The following is a 19108-nucleotide window of genomic DNA, read 5'->3' as shown; positions in this document are numbered from 1 at the left end:
CGGTGGCGACCGCGACCCGGCCGCGGGGTGAGCGGCGGCTGCTCGAACCGAAGCTGCTCCTCGGCGTCCTCGGCGTCGCGGTGCTGCTGGCGCTGTCCCTCCTCACCGGCGCGTACGACGTGATCGGGTCCGAGGACGGGGCGGAGATGTTCCGCATCACCCGCGTCCCGCGCACGATCGCCCTGGTGCTGGCCGGGGCGGCCATGGCCATGTCGGGACTGGTGATGCAGATGCTGACCCGGAACCGCTTCGTGGAACCCACCACGACGGGGACGACCGAGTGGGCCGGTCTCGGCCTGCTCGTCGTGATGGTCCTGGCCCCCGACGCGAGCCTGACCGTGCGCATGGCGGGAGCCGTCGCGGCGGCGTTCGCCGGGACGATGGTCTTCTTCCTGGTCCTGCGGCGGGTGGCGCTGACGTCCTCCCTCGTCGTCCCGATCGTGGGCATCATGCTCGGGGCGGTGGTGGGTTCGGTCACCACGTACCTGGCGCTGGCCACCGACAAGCTGCAGAGCCTGGGGATCTGGTTCGCCGGCAGCTTCACCTCGGTGCTGCGCGGGCAGTACGAGGTGCTGTGGATCGCGGCCGCCGCCGTCGTCCTCGTCTTCGTCGGCGCCGACCGCTTCACCCTGGCCGGCCTGGGGAAGGACGTCGCCACCACCGTGGGCCTCGACCACGACCGCGTCGTCCTGCTGGGGACCGCGCTCATCGCGGTCGCCACCGGCGTGGTCACCGTCGTCGTGGGGAACCTCCCCTTCCTCGGGCTCATCGTCCCCAACGTCGTCTCGATGTTCCGCGGGGACGACCTGCGCACCAACCTGCCGTGGGTGTGCCTGCTCGGGATCGCCGCCGTGACGGTGTGCGACCTGCTGGGGCGCACCGTCATCCGCCCCTTCGAGGTCCCCGTCTCCCTCGTCCTGGGCGTCGTCGGGGCCGTCGTGTTCGTGGTCCTGCTGCTGCGGAGCCGCCGCCGTGCCTGAACCGCGAACCCTCCCGGGCGTCGCGGCCGCCCCGCCCGCGCGCGCCGACCGCACCGACGCGTTCCGCACCCCCCGGGAACGGCGCCGCCACCGGGTGCTGCTCTGCTCGCTCACCGCCCTGGCCCTCGTCCTGGCCGCGCTCGTCCTGACCTGGGGGAACCCGCTGCCGTTCGGGACCCCCGGGTTCCGGCGCATCGCGCAGCTGCGCGCGACGAGCCTGGTGGTCATCGCCGTCGTCGCCGTGTGCCAGGCCACCGCGACCGTGGCGTTCCAGACGGTCACGGGCAACCGCATCGTCACCCCCTCCGTCGTGGGGTTCGAGGCGCTCTACGTGGCGCTGCAGACCTCCGCCGTCTACGTCCTCGGCGCGGCCGGGGTCGTCGCGCTGCAGGGCCTGCCGCAGTTCGGCCTGCAGGTCGTCCTCATGGTGGGGTTCTCGCTGCTGCTCTACGGGTGGCTGCTCAGCGGCCGGTACGCGAACCTGCACGTGGTGCTGCTCATCGGCATCGTGCTGGGCGGCGGGCTGCGGTCGGTGGCCACGTTCATGCAGCGGCTGCTGACCCCCAGCGAGTTCGACGTCCTCACCGCGCGCCTGTTCGGGTCGGTCGCCAACGCCGACGCCGGGTACCTGCCCGTCGCCGTCCCGCTCTGCCTGCTCGCCGCCGCCGCGCTGTGGCGGTCCTCGGCCCGCCTCGACGTCCTCGCCCTCGGCCGGGACGTCGCCGTCACCCTCGGCGCGAACCACCGCCGCGACGTGCTGGTGACGTTGTCCCTGGTGTCGGTCCTCATGGCGGTCTCCACCGCCCTGGTCGGCCCCATGACGTTCCTCGGGTTCCTCGTCGCCACCCTGACGTACCAGCTCACCCCGACCCACCACCACCGCCACCTCTTCCCGGTGGCGGCCGTGTCGGGTTTCGTCGTCCTGGCCGGGGCCTACGTCGTGCTGAAGAACGTCTTCCACGCCGAGGGTGCGGTATCCATCATCATCGAGGCCGTCGGGGGCACCGCCTTCCTCGTCGTGCTGCTGCGGAAGGGCCGGTTGTGATCGAACTCCTGGGCGTGCGGAAGGACCACTCCGCCGAGGTGTCCATCGGGCCCGTCGACCTGCGCATCCCCGCCGGCGGCGTCACCGCGCTCGTCGGCCCGAACGGCGCCGGCAAGTCCACGCTGCTGACGCTGGTGGGGCGGCTGCTGGGCGCGGACGCCGGCGCCGTCGTGGTCGGGGGCCACGACGTCAGCCGCACCCCCTCCGCGGAACTGGCGAAGGTCGTCTCCATCCTCCGCCAGGAGAACCACTTCGTCACCCGGCTGACGGTCCGCCAGCTCGTCGCGTTCGGCCGCTACCCGCACTCGCGGGGCCGGCTCACCCGCGCCGACGAGGAGGTGGTCTCCCGCTCCATCGACTTCCTCGACCTCGGGGAGCTGGAGCACCGCTACCTCGACCAGCTGTCCGGGGGCCAGCGCCAGCGCGCCTACGTCGCGATGGTGCTCAGCCAGGAGACGGAGTACCTGCTGCTGGACGAGCCGCTGAACAACCTCGACGTGAAGCACTCGGTGCAGATGATGAAGCACCTGCGCCGGGCCGCGGACGAACTGGGCCGCACCGTGGTCGTCGTCCTGCACGACATCAACTTCGCCGGCCGCTACGCGGACCGGATCTGCGCGGTGAAGGACGGTCGCGTCGTGGAGTTCGGGACCCCCGCCGAGATCCTCACCGGCGACGTCCTCACCCGGGTCTTCGACACCCCCGTCACCTGCCTGGAGGGCCCCCACGGCCCCATCGCCGTCTACCACTGAGGCGCGGGGCCGGGTGGGCGACGATGGGCCGGTGATCCCCCGCCGCACCACCCCCGGCGCCCGCCCGGGCGGGCTGCGGCTGCGGGTGCGCGCCGCGGACTACGCCTGGATCGTCACCGCCCAGGTCCGGGCGTGGCTGGCTCCCCCCGACCCCGCGCGCTGGCTCAGTGGCCCCGGCACCCCGGTCCTGCTGCTCCCGGGCGTCTGGGAGTCGTGGTCGGTGCTGCGCGGGCTCGGCGACGCCCTGCACGCCGCCGGCCACCCCGTCCACGTCGTCCCCGGCCTGGGCACCAACTCCGCCGACCTGGACGTCGGGGCCGCGGCGGTGCGCGACCGCCTCGTGGAGCTCGACCTGCGGGGGGTCGTCGTCGTCGCCCACTCCAAGGGCGGCCTCATCGCCAAGACCGCCCTGGCCCTGCCCGAGGTCGACGCGCGGGTGCGGGGGGTGGTCGCGGTGGCGACGCCGTTCGCGGGGTCCCGCCACGCCGCCTGGTTCCCGGCCCGCGCGGTGCGCCGGATGTCCCCGCGCGCCCTGCGGGAGCTGGTGGCCGACGTGCGGTCCCACCCGCGGATCGTGGCGCTGCGCCCGCGCTTCGACCCGCACGTCCCCCGCGCGGAGGGGGCCCCGGGCCTCGCGGGGGCCGTCGAGGTCGAGCTCCCCCTCGACGGGCACTTCGCCCCCCTCGGGAACCCCGTGCTGCACGAGGCGGTCGTGCGGGCCGTGGCCGGTCTCGGCGGCGCCCCGCCCGGCGGGTCCTGAGCCGCTCCCCCCGCCGACCGGTACTTTCACGGGCGTGAGCCCCGACACCCCCCACGTCCCGGACGCCGCCCTCCACGCCGACCTGCTCCGGGCGCTGCGGGACGGGTCGGCGACGCGGATCGCGGACGTCCCGGCCCCCGACCCGGTGGAGCCGGGCTGGAGCGACCTGCTGCCGGCGAGCGCCACCTCCCGGCACACCCGGGCCGTGGCCGCCGTCCTCGCCGGCGCCCCCGCGGTGGTCGACGCGGGCGAGGAGGCCGCCGCGTTCACGGCGGGGCTGGTGGCGGTGCTGGCGGCCCGCGGCGCCGACGTGGCCGTGCTCACCGGCCCCGCGGGCGACGGGGTCCGCGCCGCGGTGACCGCGCTGGGCCGGCCGGGGAGCGACCCGGCGCCCGTCCCCGCGGGCGGGGACCCCGCCGGGGAGCCGGGGCGCTGGTCGGCCCTGGTGGACCTGCTCGGGCGCGGCGCGCAGCAGCTGCACGAGCCGGCCGCCGAGGGTGCCCCCAGCCCGTTCGCCGCGGCGGCCGAGCTCGTCGCCCTGCGCGCCCGCCACGTGCACCCCCCGCTGCTCGCGGGCGCGGCGGGCTGGACGCCGGCGCAGCGGGAGCAGGTCGCGGAGGCCGTGCACCGCGGGGCCCTCGCGGGTCCGGACCCGCTGGCCGGCCGCTCCGGGAGCGAGGTGGCCGCGGTCGAGGCCCTGCCCGCGGCCCTGCGGGAGCTGGACGAGGCGGGGCAGCGCCTGGTCGGGGAGCTCGGCTGGAACCCTCCCCGCACCCTCGCCGACCTCACCCGCGCTATGGACGTCCTCGGGCGCGTGGAGGCGCTCTCGGGCACGTACGTGCCCGGGGCGCTGCGCACCGACCTCGCCCAGGCCCGCTCGGTCCTCACCCGCCAGCAGCGCTCCTTCCTGAGCGCGGAGGAGCGCGACCGCCGCCGGGAGGTGAAGCGGCTGGGGGCCCTGCGCCACGACGGCTCCTTCGGGCTGCGCGACGTCGAGGCGCTGCAGGAGGTGCAGGACGCCTGGGCCCGGGAGGCTTCCGGGACCCCCGGGCCGTGGCCCGGGCGCCCCGACCTCGCCCGCCGGCTCGAGACCGCCCGCCGGGCCCTCGCCGGCGCGGCGGCGGTCCTGCCGGAGCTCCCCGCCGACCCCGACGACCTGGACCCCGCGCAGCTCCCCGCGCTCGCCGCCCGGGCGGAGGGCCTGGTGGCCGGGGCCCGCGACGCGCAGCGCCGTCCCCCGCTCACCCCCTCCGAGCTCGACGACCTCACCGCGGCGCTGCCCGCGGGGGCGGCCCCCGGGGACGCCGCGGACCTCGTCCGCGCCGCCTGGCTGCGGGCCCTGGTCGAGACCCGCGCGCCCGCCCCCGCCGCGGACGCGGCGGCGGAGCTGCGCGCGCTGGCCGCCGCGCGGCACGAGCGCGCCGCCGCCGGGCTGCGGGCGGCGCTGGCCGACGGATCGGCGGGCCCCGTGCGCACCTCCGTCCCCGACACCGGGGTCGACGTCCTCGTGGTGGTGGACGCCCACCGGGTCGACGCCGCGGAGGTGCTGGAGCTCGCCGGGCGGGCCCGCCAGCTGGTCCTGGTCGGCGAGGCCGCCGCGGCGGAGCCGGGCTCGGCGTGGCAGCGCGCCGCGGCGGGTGCGCTGACCCCGCACGAGCTCGGCTGGCCGGCCGTGCCCCGCGACGCCGCCGCCGAGGCCACCGAGGTCCTGGGCACCTCGATCGCGGCGGCGCTGCGGTCGGGGTCCCCCGGGTCCACGGTCACCACGGGCGACGTGCTCGCCGGCCACCCCGTCGACGTCCTGCTCACCGGCCCCGCCGAGGCCGACGGGACCGTCCCGGTGGTCGCCCTGGACCTGGACGGCGCGGGGTACCGGGCACTGCCCACGGTGCGCGACCGCGAGGTCGCGCGGCCGGCCCGGGTGGCCGAGACCGGTGCGACGCACCTGCGGGTGCCCGCCCTGGACTGGCTCCGGGACCCGCGGGCCACCACCCGGCGGGCGCTCGAAGCGCTCGCGGCCGCCGCGGACCTGGCCCGGGCCCGGCTCGTGGAGCCGGTCGTGGAGCCGGTCGTGGAGCCGGTCGTGGAGCCGGTCGTCGAGCCGGTCGTCGAGCCGGTCGTCGAGCCGGTCGTCGAGCCGGTCGTCGAGCCGGTCGTCGAGCCGGTCGTCGAGCCCGTCGTCGAGCCGGTCGTCGAGCCCGTCGTCGAGCCGGTCGTCGAGCCCGAACCCACGCCCGAGCCCACGCCCGAGCCCGTCGTGGAGCCCACGCCCGCACCGGTCGTCGAACCCACGCGCGAGCCCGAGCCCGAACCCGAACCCACCGGGGTCGTGGAACTCCCCAAGGGCCTGGGCTCGGCGGCCGCCGCCGAGGCAACCCTCGCGCAGTTCCTCACCGGCCTGGGCGGCTCGCACCCCAACGTCGACCAGACCCCGCCCGCGGTGATCGACGCCGCGGTCGCGCTCACCTTCGCCCGGCTGGGCCTGGCGGTCCCGGAGCAGGCCGTCCTGGACGGCGCGATGGACCTCCTGGGGTTCCGGCGGCGCGGTCTGAAGGTCATCCGCGCGTTCAAGGAGTCGGTGCAGCGCAGCAAGAAGCGCATGCGCGGCGCGGGGGTGCGGATCGACTGAGACCCGTCCCCGGGTCACCGGGGCGGGTCGGCACCGTGCAGGCCCCCGCGGACGTCGTCGACGAGGAGGTCACGGCCGCCGCGACCCGGGACGTCCTCGTCCGGGGCGGAACGGGTGACCGGGTGCTCGCGCTCCGCGACACGGTCGAGTGACCCTGGTCACAGCGGGGAACGTAGCCACCCGCTCGGACGTACCCGCTGACACCGGGATCGTTGCTCCGTGCAAGGGTGTACGGCGTTCCTTCAACGATGCCCTGGAGCTCACTCGTGTCAGCACAACCACGGGGGACCGACCGGAAGGCCGACGTCCTCTTCGACATCCGCACCGTGATCGGCGGCCTGTTCGCCGTCTACGGCGTGGTCTGCCTGGTCTGGGGGCTGGTGTCGTTCACCGACGCCGACCGCGCCAAGACCGGCGGGATCAACCTCAACCTGTGGAGCGGGATCGGCATGCTCGCCCTGTCCGCCGTCTTCATCGGCTGGACGCTGGCGAGACCGCTGCACCCCGCCGAGCCCACCGCGGACGCCGCCGCCACCGGGGAGGGGGAGGAGTGAGCGCCGCCCTCGCCACCGCCGTGGCCGCCGAGCCGACGCTGCGCATCGACGCCCACCTCGTCGACTACCTGCTGGTCGGCTTCTACTTCCTCGTGGTGCTCGGCATCGGCCTCATCGCCCGCCGCAACGTCTCCTCCAGCCTGGACTTCCTGCTGTCCGGGCGCAGCCTGCCCGCCTGGGTCACCGGTCTCGCGTTCGTCTCCGCGAACCTGGGCGCCACCGAGCTCCTGGGCCAGGCCGCCAACGGCGCGCAGTTCGGCGAGCAGGCGTTCCACTACTACTGGATCGGCGCCATCCCCGCGATGGTGTTCCTCGCGCTGGTGATGATGCCGTTCTACTACGGCTCGAAGGTGCGGTCGGTCCCGGAGTTCCTCGGCCGCCGCTTCGACGCCAAGACCCAGCGCCTGCAGGGCCTGCTGTTCGCCATCGCCTCGGTCCTGCTGGCCGGGGTGAACCTCTACGCGATGGCCATCGTCGTCAACGCCCTGCTGGGCTGGCCGACCTGGCTCGCGATCGTCGTCGCCGGCGTCATCGTGCTGGCCTACACGTTCCTCGGCGGTCTCTCGGCCGCGATCTACAACGAGGTCCTGCAGTTCTTCGTCATCGTGGTGACGATGGTCCCGATCACGATCGTCGGCCTGCACCGCGTCGGCGGCTGGGACGGCCTGGTGGGCCGCCTCACCGACCAGGGCAGCGAGAACATGCTGCAGGCGTTCCCGGCCCAGGACCTCACCGGCATCGGCAGCGCCATCGGCTCCACGTTCGGGGTCGTCCTCGGCCTGGGGTTCGTCACGAGCTTCGGCTACTGGACGACGAACTTCACCGAGGTGCAGCGGGCGTTCTCGGCCCGCAACGCGGCCGCGGCCCAGCGGACCCCGCTCATCGCGGCGATCCCGAAGGTCCTCATCGCGCTGGTCATCATCATCCCCGGCATGATCGCCGCGGTCCTCATCCCGGGCATCGAGAGCCTGAAGAAGGGCCTGCCCAGCGACGTCACCTACAACGACGCCGTCCCGCTGCTGCTGCGGGAACTGCTGCCGAACGGTTTCCTCGGGGTGGCCCTCGCCGGTCTGCTCGCGGCGTTCATGGCCGGCATGGCCGCCAACGTGAGCTCGTTCAACACCGTTTTCACCTACGACCTGTGGCAGGACTGGCTGCGCCCGGGCCGCGACGACCGGTACTACCTGAACGTGGGCCGCACGGTCACCGTCGTGGGGACGGTGCTGGCGATCGGCACCGCCTTCATCGCCGCGGGTTTCACGAACATCATGGACTACATCCAGACGCTGTTCTCGTTCTTCAACGTCCCGCTGTTCGCGGTGTTCGCGTTCGGCCTGTTCTGGAAGAAGCTCACCGGGACGGGCGGCTTCTGGGGCCTGCTGTCGGGGACGCTCAGCGCGGTCCTCGTCTTCGTGCTGAACCAGGTGGGTGTCCTCGACCTGTCCGGTCAGGGTTCCAGCTTCCTCGGCGGCGGGGTCGCGACCGTCGTGGCCGTCCTCGTCGGCTGGCTGATCTCCCGCGCCGGGACGCCCAAGCCGGAGGCGGACCTGGCGGGGCTGGTCTGGTCCCTCACCCCCGCCTCGGTGCGGGCCGTGCCGCGCGAGGCCGGCTGGTACCGCTCCCCCACGGTCCTCAGCGTGATCGTGCTGGTGCTGGCCGTCGGCGGGTACGTGCTCTTCGCGATCGTCTGACCCCGCACGCGCAGCGGCCCCGGGACCCTCACGGGTCCCGGGGCCGCTGTCGTCCGGGCGCGGAGGCTCAGGCGCCCGAGCCACCGCCGGGCTGCAGGACCCCGTTGGCGAACAGCTGGTACGGCGCGTACGCGGGCGCCGTCTCGGTCGGGTCGTCGGCGGTCACGATCACCGCGGCGACCTCCGGCTTGAAGCCCAGGACGAGGGAGACCGGGGCGACGGTCTTCCAGCCCCAGGGCGTGGACACGGTCGGCAGCTTCACGACGGAGGCGCGCCCGGCGTCGTAGCCGACGAGCTGCACGGTCCAGCCGGCGACCGGTACGGGGTGCGCCTGGGTGAGGGACTTCCAGGTCGACAGGTCCGCGACGCCCGGCAGTTCGACGCCGCCGACGCGCACCGACCGCACGACGACCCCGGGGTTCGAGACCCCGCCGTCGGTGACGTAGCGCAGGGCGAGGTCGACGCTGCGGCCCGCGAAGGCCGAGGCGTCCCAGGTCCGCTCACCGGAGAACGTCCCGGACAGACCGCCGGTGGTCTCGTCGGCCCCCTCGGTGGGCAGGTTCACCCACGTGCCCGTGGCCGGGTCGTGGGCCTGGACGTAGAAGTAGTCGTAGCCCTCCTCGGTGTCCAGCTCGAGGTCGAGGGTGATGGTCGGGTCGGCGGCCGGGACGTCCACGGTCCGCACGACCGCGCGGTCGAGGTTGTCGCCGCTGCCGGAGACGAGGGCGCCGTCCTCGACGGTCCACTCGACCGGGGTCGTGGGGTAGTTCTTCGCCCCGACGAAGTCGACGAACCCGTCGGAGAGGTACCCGTCGAGGTTGCGCAGCCGGACGTAGTCGGCCCCGTTGACGGGGGCACCGGGCGAGTCGTAGGCCTGCGGGGTGTCCCAGTTGACCTTCGCCGACAGCGACGCGGTCGTGAGCTTCCCCGCGTTCCCGCGCTTGACCTTCGCACCCGCATCGATGGCCGCGTCGACGGCGTTCGCGGCCAGGAAGTCGTGCAGGACGTCCTGCGCCTGCACGCGGTGTCCGGTCCGGTCCAGCACCCGCTGCAGCCCGACCAGCCCGTTCTCGGGTTCGTCGTGCAGCTGGCTCATGAACGCGTCGCCACCGAAGTGGTCGAAGAGGTAGAGCATGAACGCGTAGACGGCGCCGTAGTCGGCGAGGGTCTCCGGGTCGCCCTGGTCGCCCCACTGGGTGACGGACTGCTCCGGTCCGCCGAAGCTCTGCTGCGGGTTCCAGCCGTAGAACGTCGCCAGGTGGTTGTCGGCGGCGGGGTCGTCGAGCGGGATGGTGGGGTCGACGTAGCCGACGAGGGTCTGCGCCCAGTCGGAGAGGCCCTCGTTGACCCAGTTCACCTCGTCGGGGTCGGCGTAGTACTGCAGGAGGTGCTGGTACTCGTGGGCGAAGGTGCCCTCGTAGGTGCGGGGGCTGGCCTCGCCGAGGCCGGGACGGCCCAGGAACTCCGCGCACGCCTGGTAGTCGGCGTCCTCGGAGTCGTCCGGGGGGTTGGTGCCCGTGCGGTGCAACCAGTCGAACCCGTCGATGGTCATGACGTTGCGGTCGAGCAGCTCGTTGAAGGTCGAGAAGAAGAAGCCGGCGATGTAGGTGCGGCCGTTCTCGTTCGTCGGGTCGTAGTAGTTCTGGTCCCGGACGTTGTCGATGAGGGCGACGGTGCGGTCGCCCTCGCCCTCCCAGGTGTCGGCGGGGTAGGTCCCTTCGGGGAACAGGTCGGCGAACACCGCCTCGGACCCGTCGCGGTCGGGGGCGACGGAGAACGCCTCGGACTCCATCGGGAGCACGTTGTCGTCGAACTCGTCGGCGAAGCTCTGGGCCTGCTTGCGGGTGACGGTGGTCAGCGCCCCCCCGGAGAGGCTGTTGCGGCAGTCGCCGTCGGGGAAGCCGAGGTCGTCGGCGACCCAGACCTCGATGTGGTCGCCGAGCCCGCGCAGGGTGTACCCGCGCACGTCGATGGCGGAGCCGATCACCTCGCCCTCGGGGGTGACCCCGCCGTCGATGAGCGAGGGCCAGTCCCGGCGGTCACCGACGCGCAGCTTCCCGCCGGGACGGGGCCGCTGGGCGGAGAGCGTGGAGCGGGCCTCGGCGCCCACCTCCGCGGTGGTCGTCTCGGCGAGGGGCAGCAGCGCCCCGCCCTTGTAGTCGCCGTCGAGCAGACGGACGTCGGACGCGGCGGGGGCCGCGGACGACGCCGGTGCGGCGGCCGCGGCGGCCGCCGTCGCCGGGACGGCGAGCGCCGTCACCGACAGCGCGGCCAGGGCCAGCCGGCCCCCGCGCGAAGGGTCGAAACCCATGCATTCCTCCTGGATCGAGCCGGTCCCCGGGTGCTCTTCACCCGGAAGGCCCAGGACCGGTGCGCGCTGTGAGCTTTCACCACTCACAGCGACGCCACAAGGGGACGCGGTGGCCGAGTTCGACACAATGCGGGGGTGAGTACCGATCCGCTGCGCATCATGACCGTCTGCACCGGCAACATCTGCCGCTCCCCGATGGCGGAGGTGGTGCTGCGCGAGCGCCTGGCCTCGGCCGGTCTCGCCGACCGCGTCGTCGTGGACTCCTCCGGGATCTCCGACGAGGAGGAGGGCAACCCGATCGACCGGCGCGCGGCGTCGGTGCTGCGCGAGCACGGCTACGAGGTGCCCGCGCACCGCGCCCACCGGGCCACCGCGGAGGAGATCGGGCAGCGGGACCTGCTGCTGGCCATGACCTCCCGGCACGCCCGCTGGCTGCGCACCCAGGCCCCCGACGAGGCCAGCGCCGGGCGGGTGGCGATGTACCGGTCTTTCGACCCCGCCGCCCCCGGCCTCGACGCGCGGGACGGAGGAGGGGTCGACGAGTCCGACCTCGACATCGAGGACCCCTGGTACGGCGACCGCACCGACTTCGAGCGGACCCTGGAGCAGGTCGAGGCCGCCGCCGACGCCGTCGTGGCCCACGTGCGGGAGCGGCTGGACGGGGCGGGGCGCGCCCCCGGGACCTCCTCGCGCTCCTAGCCGCCCCAGGCGCCCCCAGCCGTCCCCACCGGGCCCGCGGGGCGCCCGGGCGGGGCGGCGCCGCTCAGAAGAGGCGTCCCCCCTCGGCCGCCGCGGGCTCCTCCAGGCTGAGCAGGAACCGCTTGCGCCACAGCCCGCCCGCGTAGCCGACGAGGGCCCCGTCGCGCCCCACGACGCGGTGGCAGGGCACGACGACGGAGAGCGGGTTGCGGCCGTTGGCGACGCCGACGGCCTGGGCGTGCCCGATCCCGCCGAGGCGGCGGGCGATGTCGCCGTAGGTCGCCGTGCTGCCGTGGGGGATCTCCCGCAGGGCGTCCCACACCGACCGGGCGAACACGTCCCCGCGGGGGTCCAGCGGCAGGTCGAAGGTGCGGCGGGACCCGGCGAAGTACTCCGCGAGCTGGGCGGCGACGTCGTCGAAGGCGGTGTCGTCGCGGGTGGTGAGGGTCTCGCTCACCCCGCCGCGGTGGTCGGCGAACCAGATCCCGGCCAGTCCCGCCCCGGTGCGGGCGACGGTGAGCTCGCCCAGCGGTGACGGCAGCACGCTCCAGCGCACGGTGGCCCCTCCTCGCGGGTGGTGTCGTACGGTGCTCAGGATCCCACCCGCACCCCCCTGGAGGAACCGTGTCCGAGCCCCCGCTGCCCGACGACGTCGCCGCGCTGTTCGCCCGCCCCAACCCGGCGGTCATGGGCACGATCCACCCCGACGGGCACCCGGTGACGGTGGCCACCTGGTACCTCTACGAGGACGGGCAGCTGCTGCTCAACCTCGACGCGGGCCGGGCCCGCCTGCGGCACCTGCGGGCGAACCCGCAGGTCTCGCTGACCGCGCTCGCCGAGGGCGACTGGTACACCCACGTCAGCGTGCAGGGGCGGGTCACCGAGATCCGCGACGACCCCGGCCTCGCCGACATCGACCGCGTCTCGACCCACTACACCGGCGGCCCCTACCCGAACCGGGACCGTCCCCGGGTGACCGTCCTCGTGGAGATCGAGCGCTGGCACGGCTGGGGCGCGGCCGGGAAGGACTGATCGCGCGGACCGCCGCGGGCGCCCGGTCCGCGCGGACCGGGCGCCCGGCTCAGGCGGCGAGCCGGAGGACGTCGCTGGTGCGCGCCAGCGTCGCGGTGAGCAGGTCGGTGTCCTCGGACAGCTTCGTGCCGTAGGAGGGCACCATCGCGGTGAGGCGCTCGCGCCACAGCTCCTGGTGGGCGGGGAAGCACTGCCGCAGCAGCCGCAGCATGACCTCGACGGCGGTGGAGGCTCCCGGGGAGGCCCCCAGCAGCGCCGCGACCGACCCGTCCCCGGCGTGCACGAGCTCGGTGCCGAACTGCAGCACCCCGCCCCGGGGGCCCTTCTTGATCACCTGGACCCGCTGGCCGGCCGTGAGCAGCTCCCAGTCGTCGCTCCGGGCGTCGGGGTAGAACACCCGCAGCGCCTCCAGGCGCTGGTCGGTGGACTGCACGATCTGCTTGCCCAGGTAGGTCATGAGCGAGACGTTGTCGCGGGCCACGGCCAGCATGGGCAGCAGGTTGTGCGGACGCACCGACAGGGGCAGGTCCAGCAGCGACCCCTGCTTGAGGAACTTGGGCGAGAACCCCGCGTAGGGCCCGAACATCAGCGCCCGGCGGCCGTGGTCGAAGCGGGTGTCCAGGTGCGGGACCGACATCGGCGGGGCGCCGACCTCGGCCTGCCCGTAGACCTTCGCCGCGTGGCGCTCCACGACCTCCTCGTTCGTGCAGCGCAGCCACTGCCCGCTGACGGGGAACCCGCCGAAGCCCTGGCCCTCGGGGATGCCGCTGCGCTGCAGCAGGTGCAGCGCCCCGCCCCCGGAGCCGACGAACACGAACGGCGTCGCCACCTGGAAGCTGCCCCCGGAGGCGCCGGTGCTCTCGCCGACGACGGTCCACCCCGACCCGCGACGGCGCAGGTCCTTGACGGTGTGCCCGGTGAGGAGCTCGACCCCGTTCTTCGCGGCGCCGGCCAGCATCTGCTTGGTCAGGGACCCGAAGTCGACGTCGGTCCCCGCCTGCGCGCGGGTGGCGGCGACCCGCTCCCCCGCCGCGCGCCCGGCCATGAGCAGCGGCGCCCACTCCCCGATCGCGGCCCGGTCCTCGGACCACTCCATCCCCGCGAACAGCGGGTGGCGGCTGAGGGCCTCGTAGCGGGCGCGGAGGAACTCGACGTCCCCGCCGCGGACGAAGCTCATGTGCGGGACGGAGTTGATGAAGTTCCCCGGGTCGGGCAGGACGCCCTCCTCGACGAGGTGCGCCCAGAACTGCCGCGACAGCTGGAACTGCTCGTTGATGGCGACGGCCTTGCCGATGTCGACCCCGCCGTCGGGGGTGGCCGGGGTGTAGTTGAGCTCGCACAGGGCCGAGTGGCCGGTGCCGGCGTTGTTCCACATGTCGGAGCTCTCGGCGCCCACGGTGTCGAGCTTCTCCAGGACCAGGACCTTCCAGTCCGGCTCGAGCTCGGCCAGCATCGTCGCCAGCGTGGCGCTCATCACGCCGCCCCCGATGAGAACGGCGTCGTAGCGGTTCGATGCGGGCACGGAGCTCACCCTCGTTCGTCGTCGATCGGTGGACCTCCGAAGGTTACGACCTGCGCGGGGCGGGGCGCCGCCCGGAGGTCCCGGCAGCGCCCCGTTGTGAGGTAGGTCTCCCGGGCCCGGGGGGCCTACCCGCCCCCGGCCCGCGGCAGCAGCCCCAGCACCGAGGCCCGCTGCGCGGCGAGGCGCTGCAGCAGCTCCAGCTCCTCCTCCGGCGCGGGCCGGCTCGTCCCCCGCCGCACCCGGTCCCGGCGGAACGCGAGCTCGGTGGCGGTCTCCTGGAACTCCCGCACCGCCCGCACCGCCGTGCGCCCCCCGGGGCCCGCGGCCGCCGACCGGGCCTGGCGCCGCAGCCGGCCGGAGGCGAGCATCTCGACCTCGCCCTCGCCCAGCCAGCCCGTGCGGACGTACACCTGCAGGTGGCGCCCGATGAGCCGCGCCTCGCGGGCCCGGGCGGCGAGCGCCACCGCGACGGCCGCGGCGAAGACGGGGACCTGCAGCAGCAGGAACGTCTCCACGAAGGTCGCCGCCCCCGACCCGGCGCTGGCGTTCCACAGCGCGTGCAGGACCACGGCGACGGCGAGACCGAGCAGGGGCGCCCCCGCCCGGTGCAGGGGCCGGCGGTGGCGGGCCGCGATCCCCAGCCCCACCCCCACGGCCATCGTGAACAGCGGGTGCGCGAACGGGGAGACGAGGCAGCGCAGGACGAAGACCGCCACCAGGGAGGAGGGGTGGCCGTCGCCCAGGGCGCGGCCGAGGTAGAGGACGTTCTCCAGGTAGGCGAACCCGACGCCGACGAAGGCGGCGTAGACGATGCCGTCGACGACGCCGTCGAACTGGCGGCGCTGCCGCAGCAGCAGCAGGAGCACCCCGAGGCCCTTGAGCGTCTCCTCGACCACGGGGGCGACGAGGACGGAGGTGTTGGTGACGTCCCCCACGGCCCGGTCGAGCAGCCGCGAGACCCCGGTGTTGAGCACCAGCGCGCCCAGGCTCGCCACGCAGGCCCCCCACCCGAAGGCGAAGGCGAGCAGGTGCGGCGGCTCCGCCTCGTGGCGGTCCAGCCACAGGACGGTGGCGAGCACCGGCCCGACGGGCACCGCGGCCAGCGCGAGGCCGGGCAGCACCCCGCCCCAGCCGACCTCCATGGTCACCGCGGTGAGGCTGAGCACCCCGCAGACGACGAGGACCACGACGGTCAGGGGGAGCAGCGCCGACGCGCGGGGGCGCTGCGGCGACATGGGTCGAGGGTACGGGCTGCTCCCCCGCCCGCCCGTCGGCGTCCGCGCCGCGCGCCGCGCGGCGTCCGCGCACCTCTACCCTGGGCCGGTGAGCAACGACAAGGTCACCGATCGCATCGTCTGGATCGACTGCGAGATGACCGGGCTGAGCCTGACCGAGGACGCGCTCGTCGAGGTCGCGGTGCTCGTCACCGACGCCGACCTCAACGTCCTCGGCGACGGGGTCGACGTGGTCATCAAGCCGCCGGCGGAGTCGCTGGTGGACATGGACCGCGTCGTCGTCGACATGCACACCGCCTCGGGGCTGCTGGCGGAGATCCCGGACGGCCGCACCCTGGAGGAGGCCGAGCGGATCGTCCTCGACTACGTGAAGCAGTGGGTGCCCGAGCCCCGCAAGGCCCCGCTGGCGGGGAGCTCGGTCCACACCGACCGCGCCTTCCTGGCCCGGGACATGGTGCAGCTCACCGACCACCTGCACTACCGCCTCATCGACGTGTCCTCGCTGAAGGAGCTGGCCAAGCGCTGGTTCCCGCGGGTCTACTTCCACACCCCCCGCAAGCACGGCGGCCACCGCGCGCTCGCGGACATCCGGGAGAGCATCCAGGAGCTGAAGTACTACCGCGAGGTGCTGTTCGTGCCGGACCCCGGTCCGGACTCCGACACGGCCAAGGCCGCGGGCGCGAAGTACGAGCTCAAGCCCGAGGCCTGAGCCGGGCGGGTGAGCCCGCCCGGAGCCGTCGGGGGAACCCGCGGGAGCGTGTATCCTCGACCCGTCACGTGCGCCGCGTCAGCGTCGAGCGTGCCGTGGTGGGTGTAGCTCAGCTGGTAGAGCACCTGGTTGTGGTCCAGGAAGTCGCGGGTTCAAGTCCCGTCACTCACCCCACGCGCGGAGGCCCCCGACGACACCGTCGGGGGCCTTCGTCGTCCTCGGGGCGTCCGGGCGGGGAGCCCGCTCAGGGCTGCTCGGTGCGCTCCCCCCTCCCCCGGGGCGTGGAGCCGGTGCGCACCAGCCGCTCGCGCAGCCAGGCCAGGTAGCCGTCGCGGTCGGCGCGCAGGCCCAGGGAGATCACCGGCCGGCCCAGGACGTCCCAGTGGTGGGCGCCCTGGACGGGCAGCACCACGACGCCGAGCTGGAAGGGGCGGATCCGCCGGCCCAGCTCGTGCTCGACCTCGGCGACGAGGTTCGTCTCGAACAGGGCGGTCGGCGTGCGGGCGAGGACGCGGCGCTCGACCTCGCGGGCCCGGGCGCTCCAGGTGACGGCGTCGTCCATGCCGAGCTCGGCCAGCCCCCGCAGCTCGGGCATCCCGGCCAGGCCGGGGAAGCGCGGGGGCAGGATCGAGGTGAGGGCGTCGGCCCCGCCGGGGAAGGACGCCGCCCACCACCGCGCCCACTGCCGCCCCGCGGCCTCGAGACCGGTGAGGTCACCGCCGGCGGTGGGCAGCGGGACGGCGGCGGGGTCCAGCGGGGGGAGGTCGGGCAGGAGCGGGGAGGTGGGCGGGCGCAGCCGGGCGGCGTCGCGCAGGTGCAGGGCCAGCAGCAGCGACTGCGGCATGGTCAGGTCGATCCCCCACCGTCCCTCGGCGCGCATCGCCCCACTGTCCCCGCCGGTGGCCGCGCCGTCCACCCGGCGGCCCCCGGCCGGGGCGGGTGGTCATCCCGGAGGGTGATGCGGAGCTACCGCGCGAGGACGATGTGCGCGGCCGCCGGGCTGCCTAGCGTGGGGCGCGTGACCTCTCCGGTGCTGACCCGCTACCCCCTCGACGCCACCGCCGCCCGCCGCCGGCGGCGGCGCATCGCGGTGGTGGTCGCCGCGCGGCGGGTGCAGTCGGGGGTCGCCCGCCCACGGGCCGCCGCGGCGCGGGAGGGTGCCGCCCCCCACGCTCGGTGACCGGGACCCGGGGCCCTGCGCCGGACGGGTCCTCCCCCGGGCGCGGCCTCAAGGCGGCCGCCGGGGGCGACGAACACTCCTACGTCCCCCGCCCCCGGGGGAACCGATCCTCGGAGGACGCATGACGAACGAGAACACCCAGGCGAACGCGACGGCCGAACCGGTCATGGAGATGCTCTCCGAGCACATCCCGCTGTCGCTGATCATGGACATGGCCTCGCCCGACGGTCCGCACTCCGCGGAGCTGCTGGCCTCGGAGGGGCTGCCCGACGACGAGTGGTGGAAGCAGGACTGACCCCTCCCCCACCGCCACGAGGTCCGGCGCTCCGGGGGGTGCGCCCCCTCTCGTCCCCCCCGGGGACCGGATTTCGTGGCACGGGCGTGGGCCTGCTAAAGTTCAACCCGTTGCGCCGTTAGCTCAATTGGCAGAGCAGCTGACTCTTAATCAGCGGGTTCGGGGTTCGAGTCCCTGACGGCGCACCAGTGGGAAACACCAGGGCCGCAACAGCTCCCGAGCTGTTGCGGCCCTCGTGCGTGGGGCCCGCCGCGCGGGTCCCCGTCCCGTGGGATCCTCCACCTCGTGGACGCACCCGCCCCGCGCGAGGACACCCGGTTCCCCGCCTCGGTCTACCGCGAGGGCGGCGAGCCGGACCCGCGGTTCTCCCTCGCCAACGAGCGAACCTTCCTCGCCTGGATCCGGACGTCGCTGGCGCTGCTGGCCGCGGGGGTCGCCCTGGAGGGCCTGGCCCTGCCCCTCCAGCCGCAGCTGCGGCTGGCCGCCGCGGGCGTGCTGGTCGTGCTCGGCCTGCTCGCCCCCCTCCAGGCCTGGCGGGGGTGGACCCGCGACGAACGGGCGCTGCGGCGCGGGGAACCGTTGCCCTCCCCCGCCCTCGCCGCCCCGCTGGCCGCCGGGACCGCGCTCGCCGGCGTCCTCGTGCTGCTCGGGCTGCTGCTGCGGTGAGCGGGCGGGGGGACGGGCCGGCGCGGGGACCGGGGGACGCGCCCCGGCTCTACGACCCGGGCCTGCAGCCGGAACGCACGGCGCTGGCCTGGCGCCGGACCGCGCTGTCGCTGGTCGTGGTCTCCCTCGGGGCGGCGCGTCTGCTGCCGGCCCAGCTCGGCGCCGGCGCGGTGGTCCTCGGGGTGGTCGGCGCCGGCGGCGGGGTGGTCGTCCACGTCCTCGCCGGCCGGCGCGCGCGGCGGGCCACCGCCGGCCTCCTCACCCGCGGCGACCTCGCCGGCGAGGGCGCGGGCCTCCTCGCCGTCACCGCCGCCACCGCCCTGCTGCTGGGCCTGGGGGCGCTGGCCCTCCTCGTCCTCGGCCACCCCCTCGGGCGGGACTGACCTCCGCCGCGGGTTCCCCACCTACGATGGTGCGGTGGCAGACGACAGCGTCGAGCGCCGTGGACCGGCCCGTCCCTACCGCAAGGGCGTCGAACGCCGCCGGCAGATCCTCGACCGGGCCATCGAGCTGTTCGCCGAGCACGGCGTCGACGGCGCGTCCATGCGGTCGGTCGGGGACGCGATCGGGGTTTCGCACGCCGCGCTGCGCCACTACTTCACCTCGCGCGAGGAACTGCTCATCGAGGTGTACCGCGAGCACGAGCAGCGCCTCCTCGTCGAGGACGAGGACACCGGGGCCGTGGAGGACATCGCCCGCAGCGCCGACCGCAACCGCGAGGTCCCGGGGCTGGTGCAGCTGTACGCGACGCTGACCGCCGACGCGCTGCAGGAGCAGCGGGCCGCGACCCGCGAGTTCGTGAACGCCCGCTTCCGCCGGGTCCGCGAGGACCTGGTCCGGCGCATCGAGCGCTCTCAGGCGGCGGGGACGACCCCCGCCGACATCGACGCCTCGGACGCGGCGTCGCTGATCGTCGCCGCCTCCGACGGCCTGCAGGTCCAGTGGTTGCTGGACCCGGGGACCGTCGACGTGCGGCGTTCGCTGGAACTCCTGGAACGGTTCCTGCCGAGCGGTTCCTGAACGCAGGAGACCCCCGGGGGAACCCGGA

Annotated in this window: 20 protein-coding genes and 2 tRNA genes; 17 read left to right on the top strand and 5 right to left on the bottom strand. The window is 74.9% G+C overall.

Annotated elements, in window-relative coordinates; all coding sequences use genetic code 11:
- The first annotated feature begins 2 nt into the window (after window positions 1-2).
- The 7 genes from KRAD_RS15420 (at window position 3) to KRAD_RS15390 (ending at window position 8411) form a co-directional block, all read left to right on the top strand.
- Window positions 3-980, top strand: a complete 978-nt coding sequence (locus tag KRAD_RS15420; RefSeq protein WP_012086557.1) for an iron chelate uptake ABC transporter family permease subunit — start codon at window positions 3-5, stop codon at window positions 978-980.
- Window positions 973-2025 (top strand): iron chelate uptake ABC transporter family permease subunit, encoded by a 1053-nt coding sequence (locus KRAD_RS15415; protein WP_012086555.1) that lies wholly within the window; start codon window positions 973-975, stop codon window positions 2023-2025. Before KRAD_RS15420 ends, KRAD_RS15415 begins: the two co-directional genes overlap by 8 nt.
- On the top strand, window positions 2022-2777 hold the full coding sequence (locus KRAD_RS15410; RefSeq protein WP_012086554.1) for an iron ABC transporter ATP-binding protein: 756 nt from the start codon (window positions 2022-2024) through the stop codon (window positions 2775-2777). Before KRAD_RS15415 ends, KRAD_RS15410 begins: the two co-directional genes overlap by 4 nt.
- A 31-nt stretch (window positions 2778-2808) precedes the next feature.
- Complete coding sequence (locus tag KRAD_RS15405) at window positions 2809-3537, top strand: esterase/lipase family protein (RefSeq protein ID WP_049821224.1); 729 nt, start codon at window positions 2809-2811, stop codon at window positions 3535-3537.
- 34 nt (window positions 3538-3571) lie between these two features.
- On the top strand, window positions 3572-6166 hold the full coding sequence (locus KRAD_RS27595; RefSeq protein ID WP_012086551.1) for a hypothetical protein: 2595 nt from the start codon (window positions 3572-3574) through the stop codon (window positions 6164-6166).
- A gap of 266 nt (window positions 6167-6432) precedes the next feature.
- Window positions 6433-6720 carry a hypothetical protein gene (locus KRAD_RS15395; RefSeq protein ID WP_012086550.1) on the top strand — a complete coding sequence of 96 codons (288 nt, stop codon included), beginning with the start codon at window positions 6433-6435 and terminating at the stop codon, window positions 6718-6720.
- Window positions 6717-8411 carry a sodium:solute symporter family protein gene (locus KRAD_RS15390; protein ID WP_012086549.1) on the top strand — a complete coding sequence of 565 codons (1695 nt, stop codon included), beginning with the start codon at window positions 6717-6719 and terminating at the stop codon, window positions 8409-8411. Before KRAD_RS15395 ends, KRAD_RS15390 begins: the two co-directional genes overlap by 4 nt.
- Before the next feature lie 67 nt (window positions 8412-8478).
- Here the strand turns inward: KRAD_RS15390 and KRAD_RS15385 are convergent, their stop codons facing one another.
- On the bottom strand, window positions 8479-10722 hold the full coding sequence (locus tag KRAD_RS15385) for an immune inhibitor A domain-containing protein (RefSeq protein WP_012086548.1): 2244 nt from the start codon (window positions 10720-10722) through the stop codon (window positions 8479-8481).
- A 135-nt stretch (window positions 10723-10857) separates the two neighbouring features.
- On the opposite strand from KRAD_RS15385, the gene KRAD_RS15380 reads away from it, so the two are divergent.
- Window positions 10858-11421 (top strand): low molecular weight protein-tyrosine-phosphatase, encoded by a 564-nt coding sequence (locus KRAD_RS15380; protein ID WP_012086547.1) that lies wholly within the window; start codon window positions 10858-10860, stop codon window positions 11419-11421.
- Window positions 11422-11485: 64 nt separating this feature from the next.
- Here KRAD_RS15380 and KRAD_RS15375 read toward each other — a convergent pair whose 3' ends face one another.
- Window positions 11486-11977, bottom strand: a complete 492-nt coding sequence (locus KRAD_RS15375) for a methylated-DNA--[protein]-cysteine S-methyltransferase (protein ID WP_012086546.1) — start codon at window positions 11975-11977, stop codon at window positions 11486-11488.
- Between the two features lie 68 nt (window positions 11978-12045).
- Between KRAD_RS15375 and KRAD_RS15370 the strand changes: the two genes are divergently transcribed.
- Window positions 12046-12453: a PPOX class F420-dependent oxidoreductase gene (locus tag KRAD_RS15370; RefSeq protein ID WP_012086545.1), complete on the top strand. Its 408-nt coding sequence runs from the start codon at window positions 12046-12048 to the stop codon at window positions 12451-12453.
- A 49-nt stretch (window positions 12454-12502) separates the two neighbouring features.
- Here KRAD_RS15370 and KRAD_RS15365 read toward each other — a convergent pair whose 3' ends face one another.
- Complete coding sequence (locus KRAD_RS15365; RefSeq protein ID WP_012086544.1) at window positions 12503-13984, bottom strand: malate:quinone oxidoreductase; 1482 nt, start codon at window positions 13982-13984, stop codon at window positions 12503-12505.
- A gap of 116 nt (window positions 13985-14100) precedes the next feature.
- Complete coding sequence (locus KRAD_RS15360) at window positions 14101-15210, bottom strand: PrsW family intramembrane metalloprotease (protein ID WP_012086543.1); 1110 nt, start codon at window positions 15208-15210, stop codon at window positions 14101-14103.
- A gap of 88 nt (window positions 15211-15298) precedes the next feature.
- Between KRAD_RS15360 and orn the strand changes: the two genes are divergently transcribed.
- Together orn and KRAD_RS15350 are read left to right on the top strand one after the other, a co-directional pair.
- Window positions 15299-15919 carry an oligoribonuclease gene (orn, locus tag KRAD_RS15355; protein WP_012086542.1) on the top strand — a complete coding sequence of 207 codons (621 nt, stop codon included), beginning with the start codon at window positions 15299-15301 and terminating at the stop codon, window positions 15917-15919.
- A gap of 98 nt (window positions 15920-16017) precedes the next feature.
- A tRNA-His gene (locus tag KRAD_RS15350) sits at window positions 16018-16093 on the top strand.
- 70 nt (window positions 16094-16163) lie between these two features.
- Here KRAD_RS15350 and KRAD_RS15345 read toward each other — a convergent pair.
- A complete protein-coding gene (locus KRAD_RS15345; RefSeq protein WP_157873615.1) occupies window positions 16164-16799 on the bottom strand; it encodes a hypothetical protein in 636 nt (211 codons plus the stop codon).
- A gap of 138 nt (window positions 16800-16937) precedes the next feature.
- On the opposite strand from KRAD_RS15345, the gene KRAD_RS26440 reads away from it, so the two are divergent.
- The 6 genes from KRAD_RS26440 (at window position 16938) to KRAD_RS15325 (ending at window position 19080) form a co-directional block, all read left to right on the top strand.
- Window positions 16938-17099, top strand: coding sequence for a hypothetical protein (locus tag KRAD_RS26440; protein ID WP_162145128.1), 162 nt, complete (start codon window positions 16938-16940; stop codon window positions 17097-17099).
- A 121-nt stretch (window positions 17100-17220) separates the two neighbouring features.
- Window positions 17221-17394 carry a hypothetical protein gene (locus KRAD_RS26435; RefSeq protein WP_012086540.1) on the top strand — a complete coding sequence of 58 codons (174 nt, stop codon included), beginning with the start codon at window positions 17221-17223 and terminating at the stop codon, window positions 17392-17394.
- Window positions 17395-17506: 112 nt separating this feature from the next.
- Window positions 17507-17582, top strand: a tRNA-Lys gene (locus KRAD_RS15340).
- 97 nt (window positions 17583-17679) lie between these two features.
- Window positions 17680-18060: a YidH family protein gene (locus KRAD_RS15335; protein ID WP_012086539.1), complete on the top strand. Its 381-nt coding sequence runs from the start codon at window positions 17680-17682 to the stop codon at window positions 18058-18060.
- Window positions 18057-18443, top strand: a complete 387-nt coding sequence (locus KRAD_RS15330; protein WP_049821221.1) for a DUF202 domain-containing protein — start codon at window positions 18057-18059, stop codon at window positions 18441-18443. The genes KRAD_RS15335 and KRAD_RS15330 overlap by 4 nt, the downstream gene beginning before the upstream one ends.
- A 34-nt stretch (window positions 18444-18477) precedes the next feature.
- The gene (locus KRAD_RS15325) at window positions 18478-19080 is read left to right on the top strand and encodes a TetR/AcrR family transcriptional regulator (RefSeq protein WP_012086538.1); all 603 of its coding nucleotides are present in this window, start codon (window positions 18478-18480) and stop codon (window positions 19078-19080) included.
- The last annotated feature ends 28 nt before the right edge of the window (window positions 19081-19108 follow it).

It is taken from the genome of Kineococcus radiotolerans SRS30216 = ATCC BAA-149 (genome assembly GCF_000017305.1).
GTDB lineage: Bacteria > Actinomycetota > Actinomycetes > Actinomycetales > Kineococcaceae > Kineococcus > Kineococcus radiotolerans.
The sequence above is the reverse complement of the archived record's forward strand: the minus strand, read 5'-3'. Positions and strand labels throughout refer to the sequence as shown.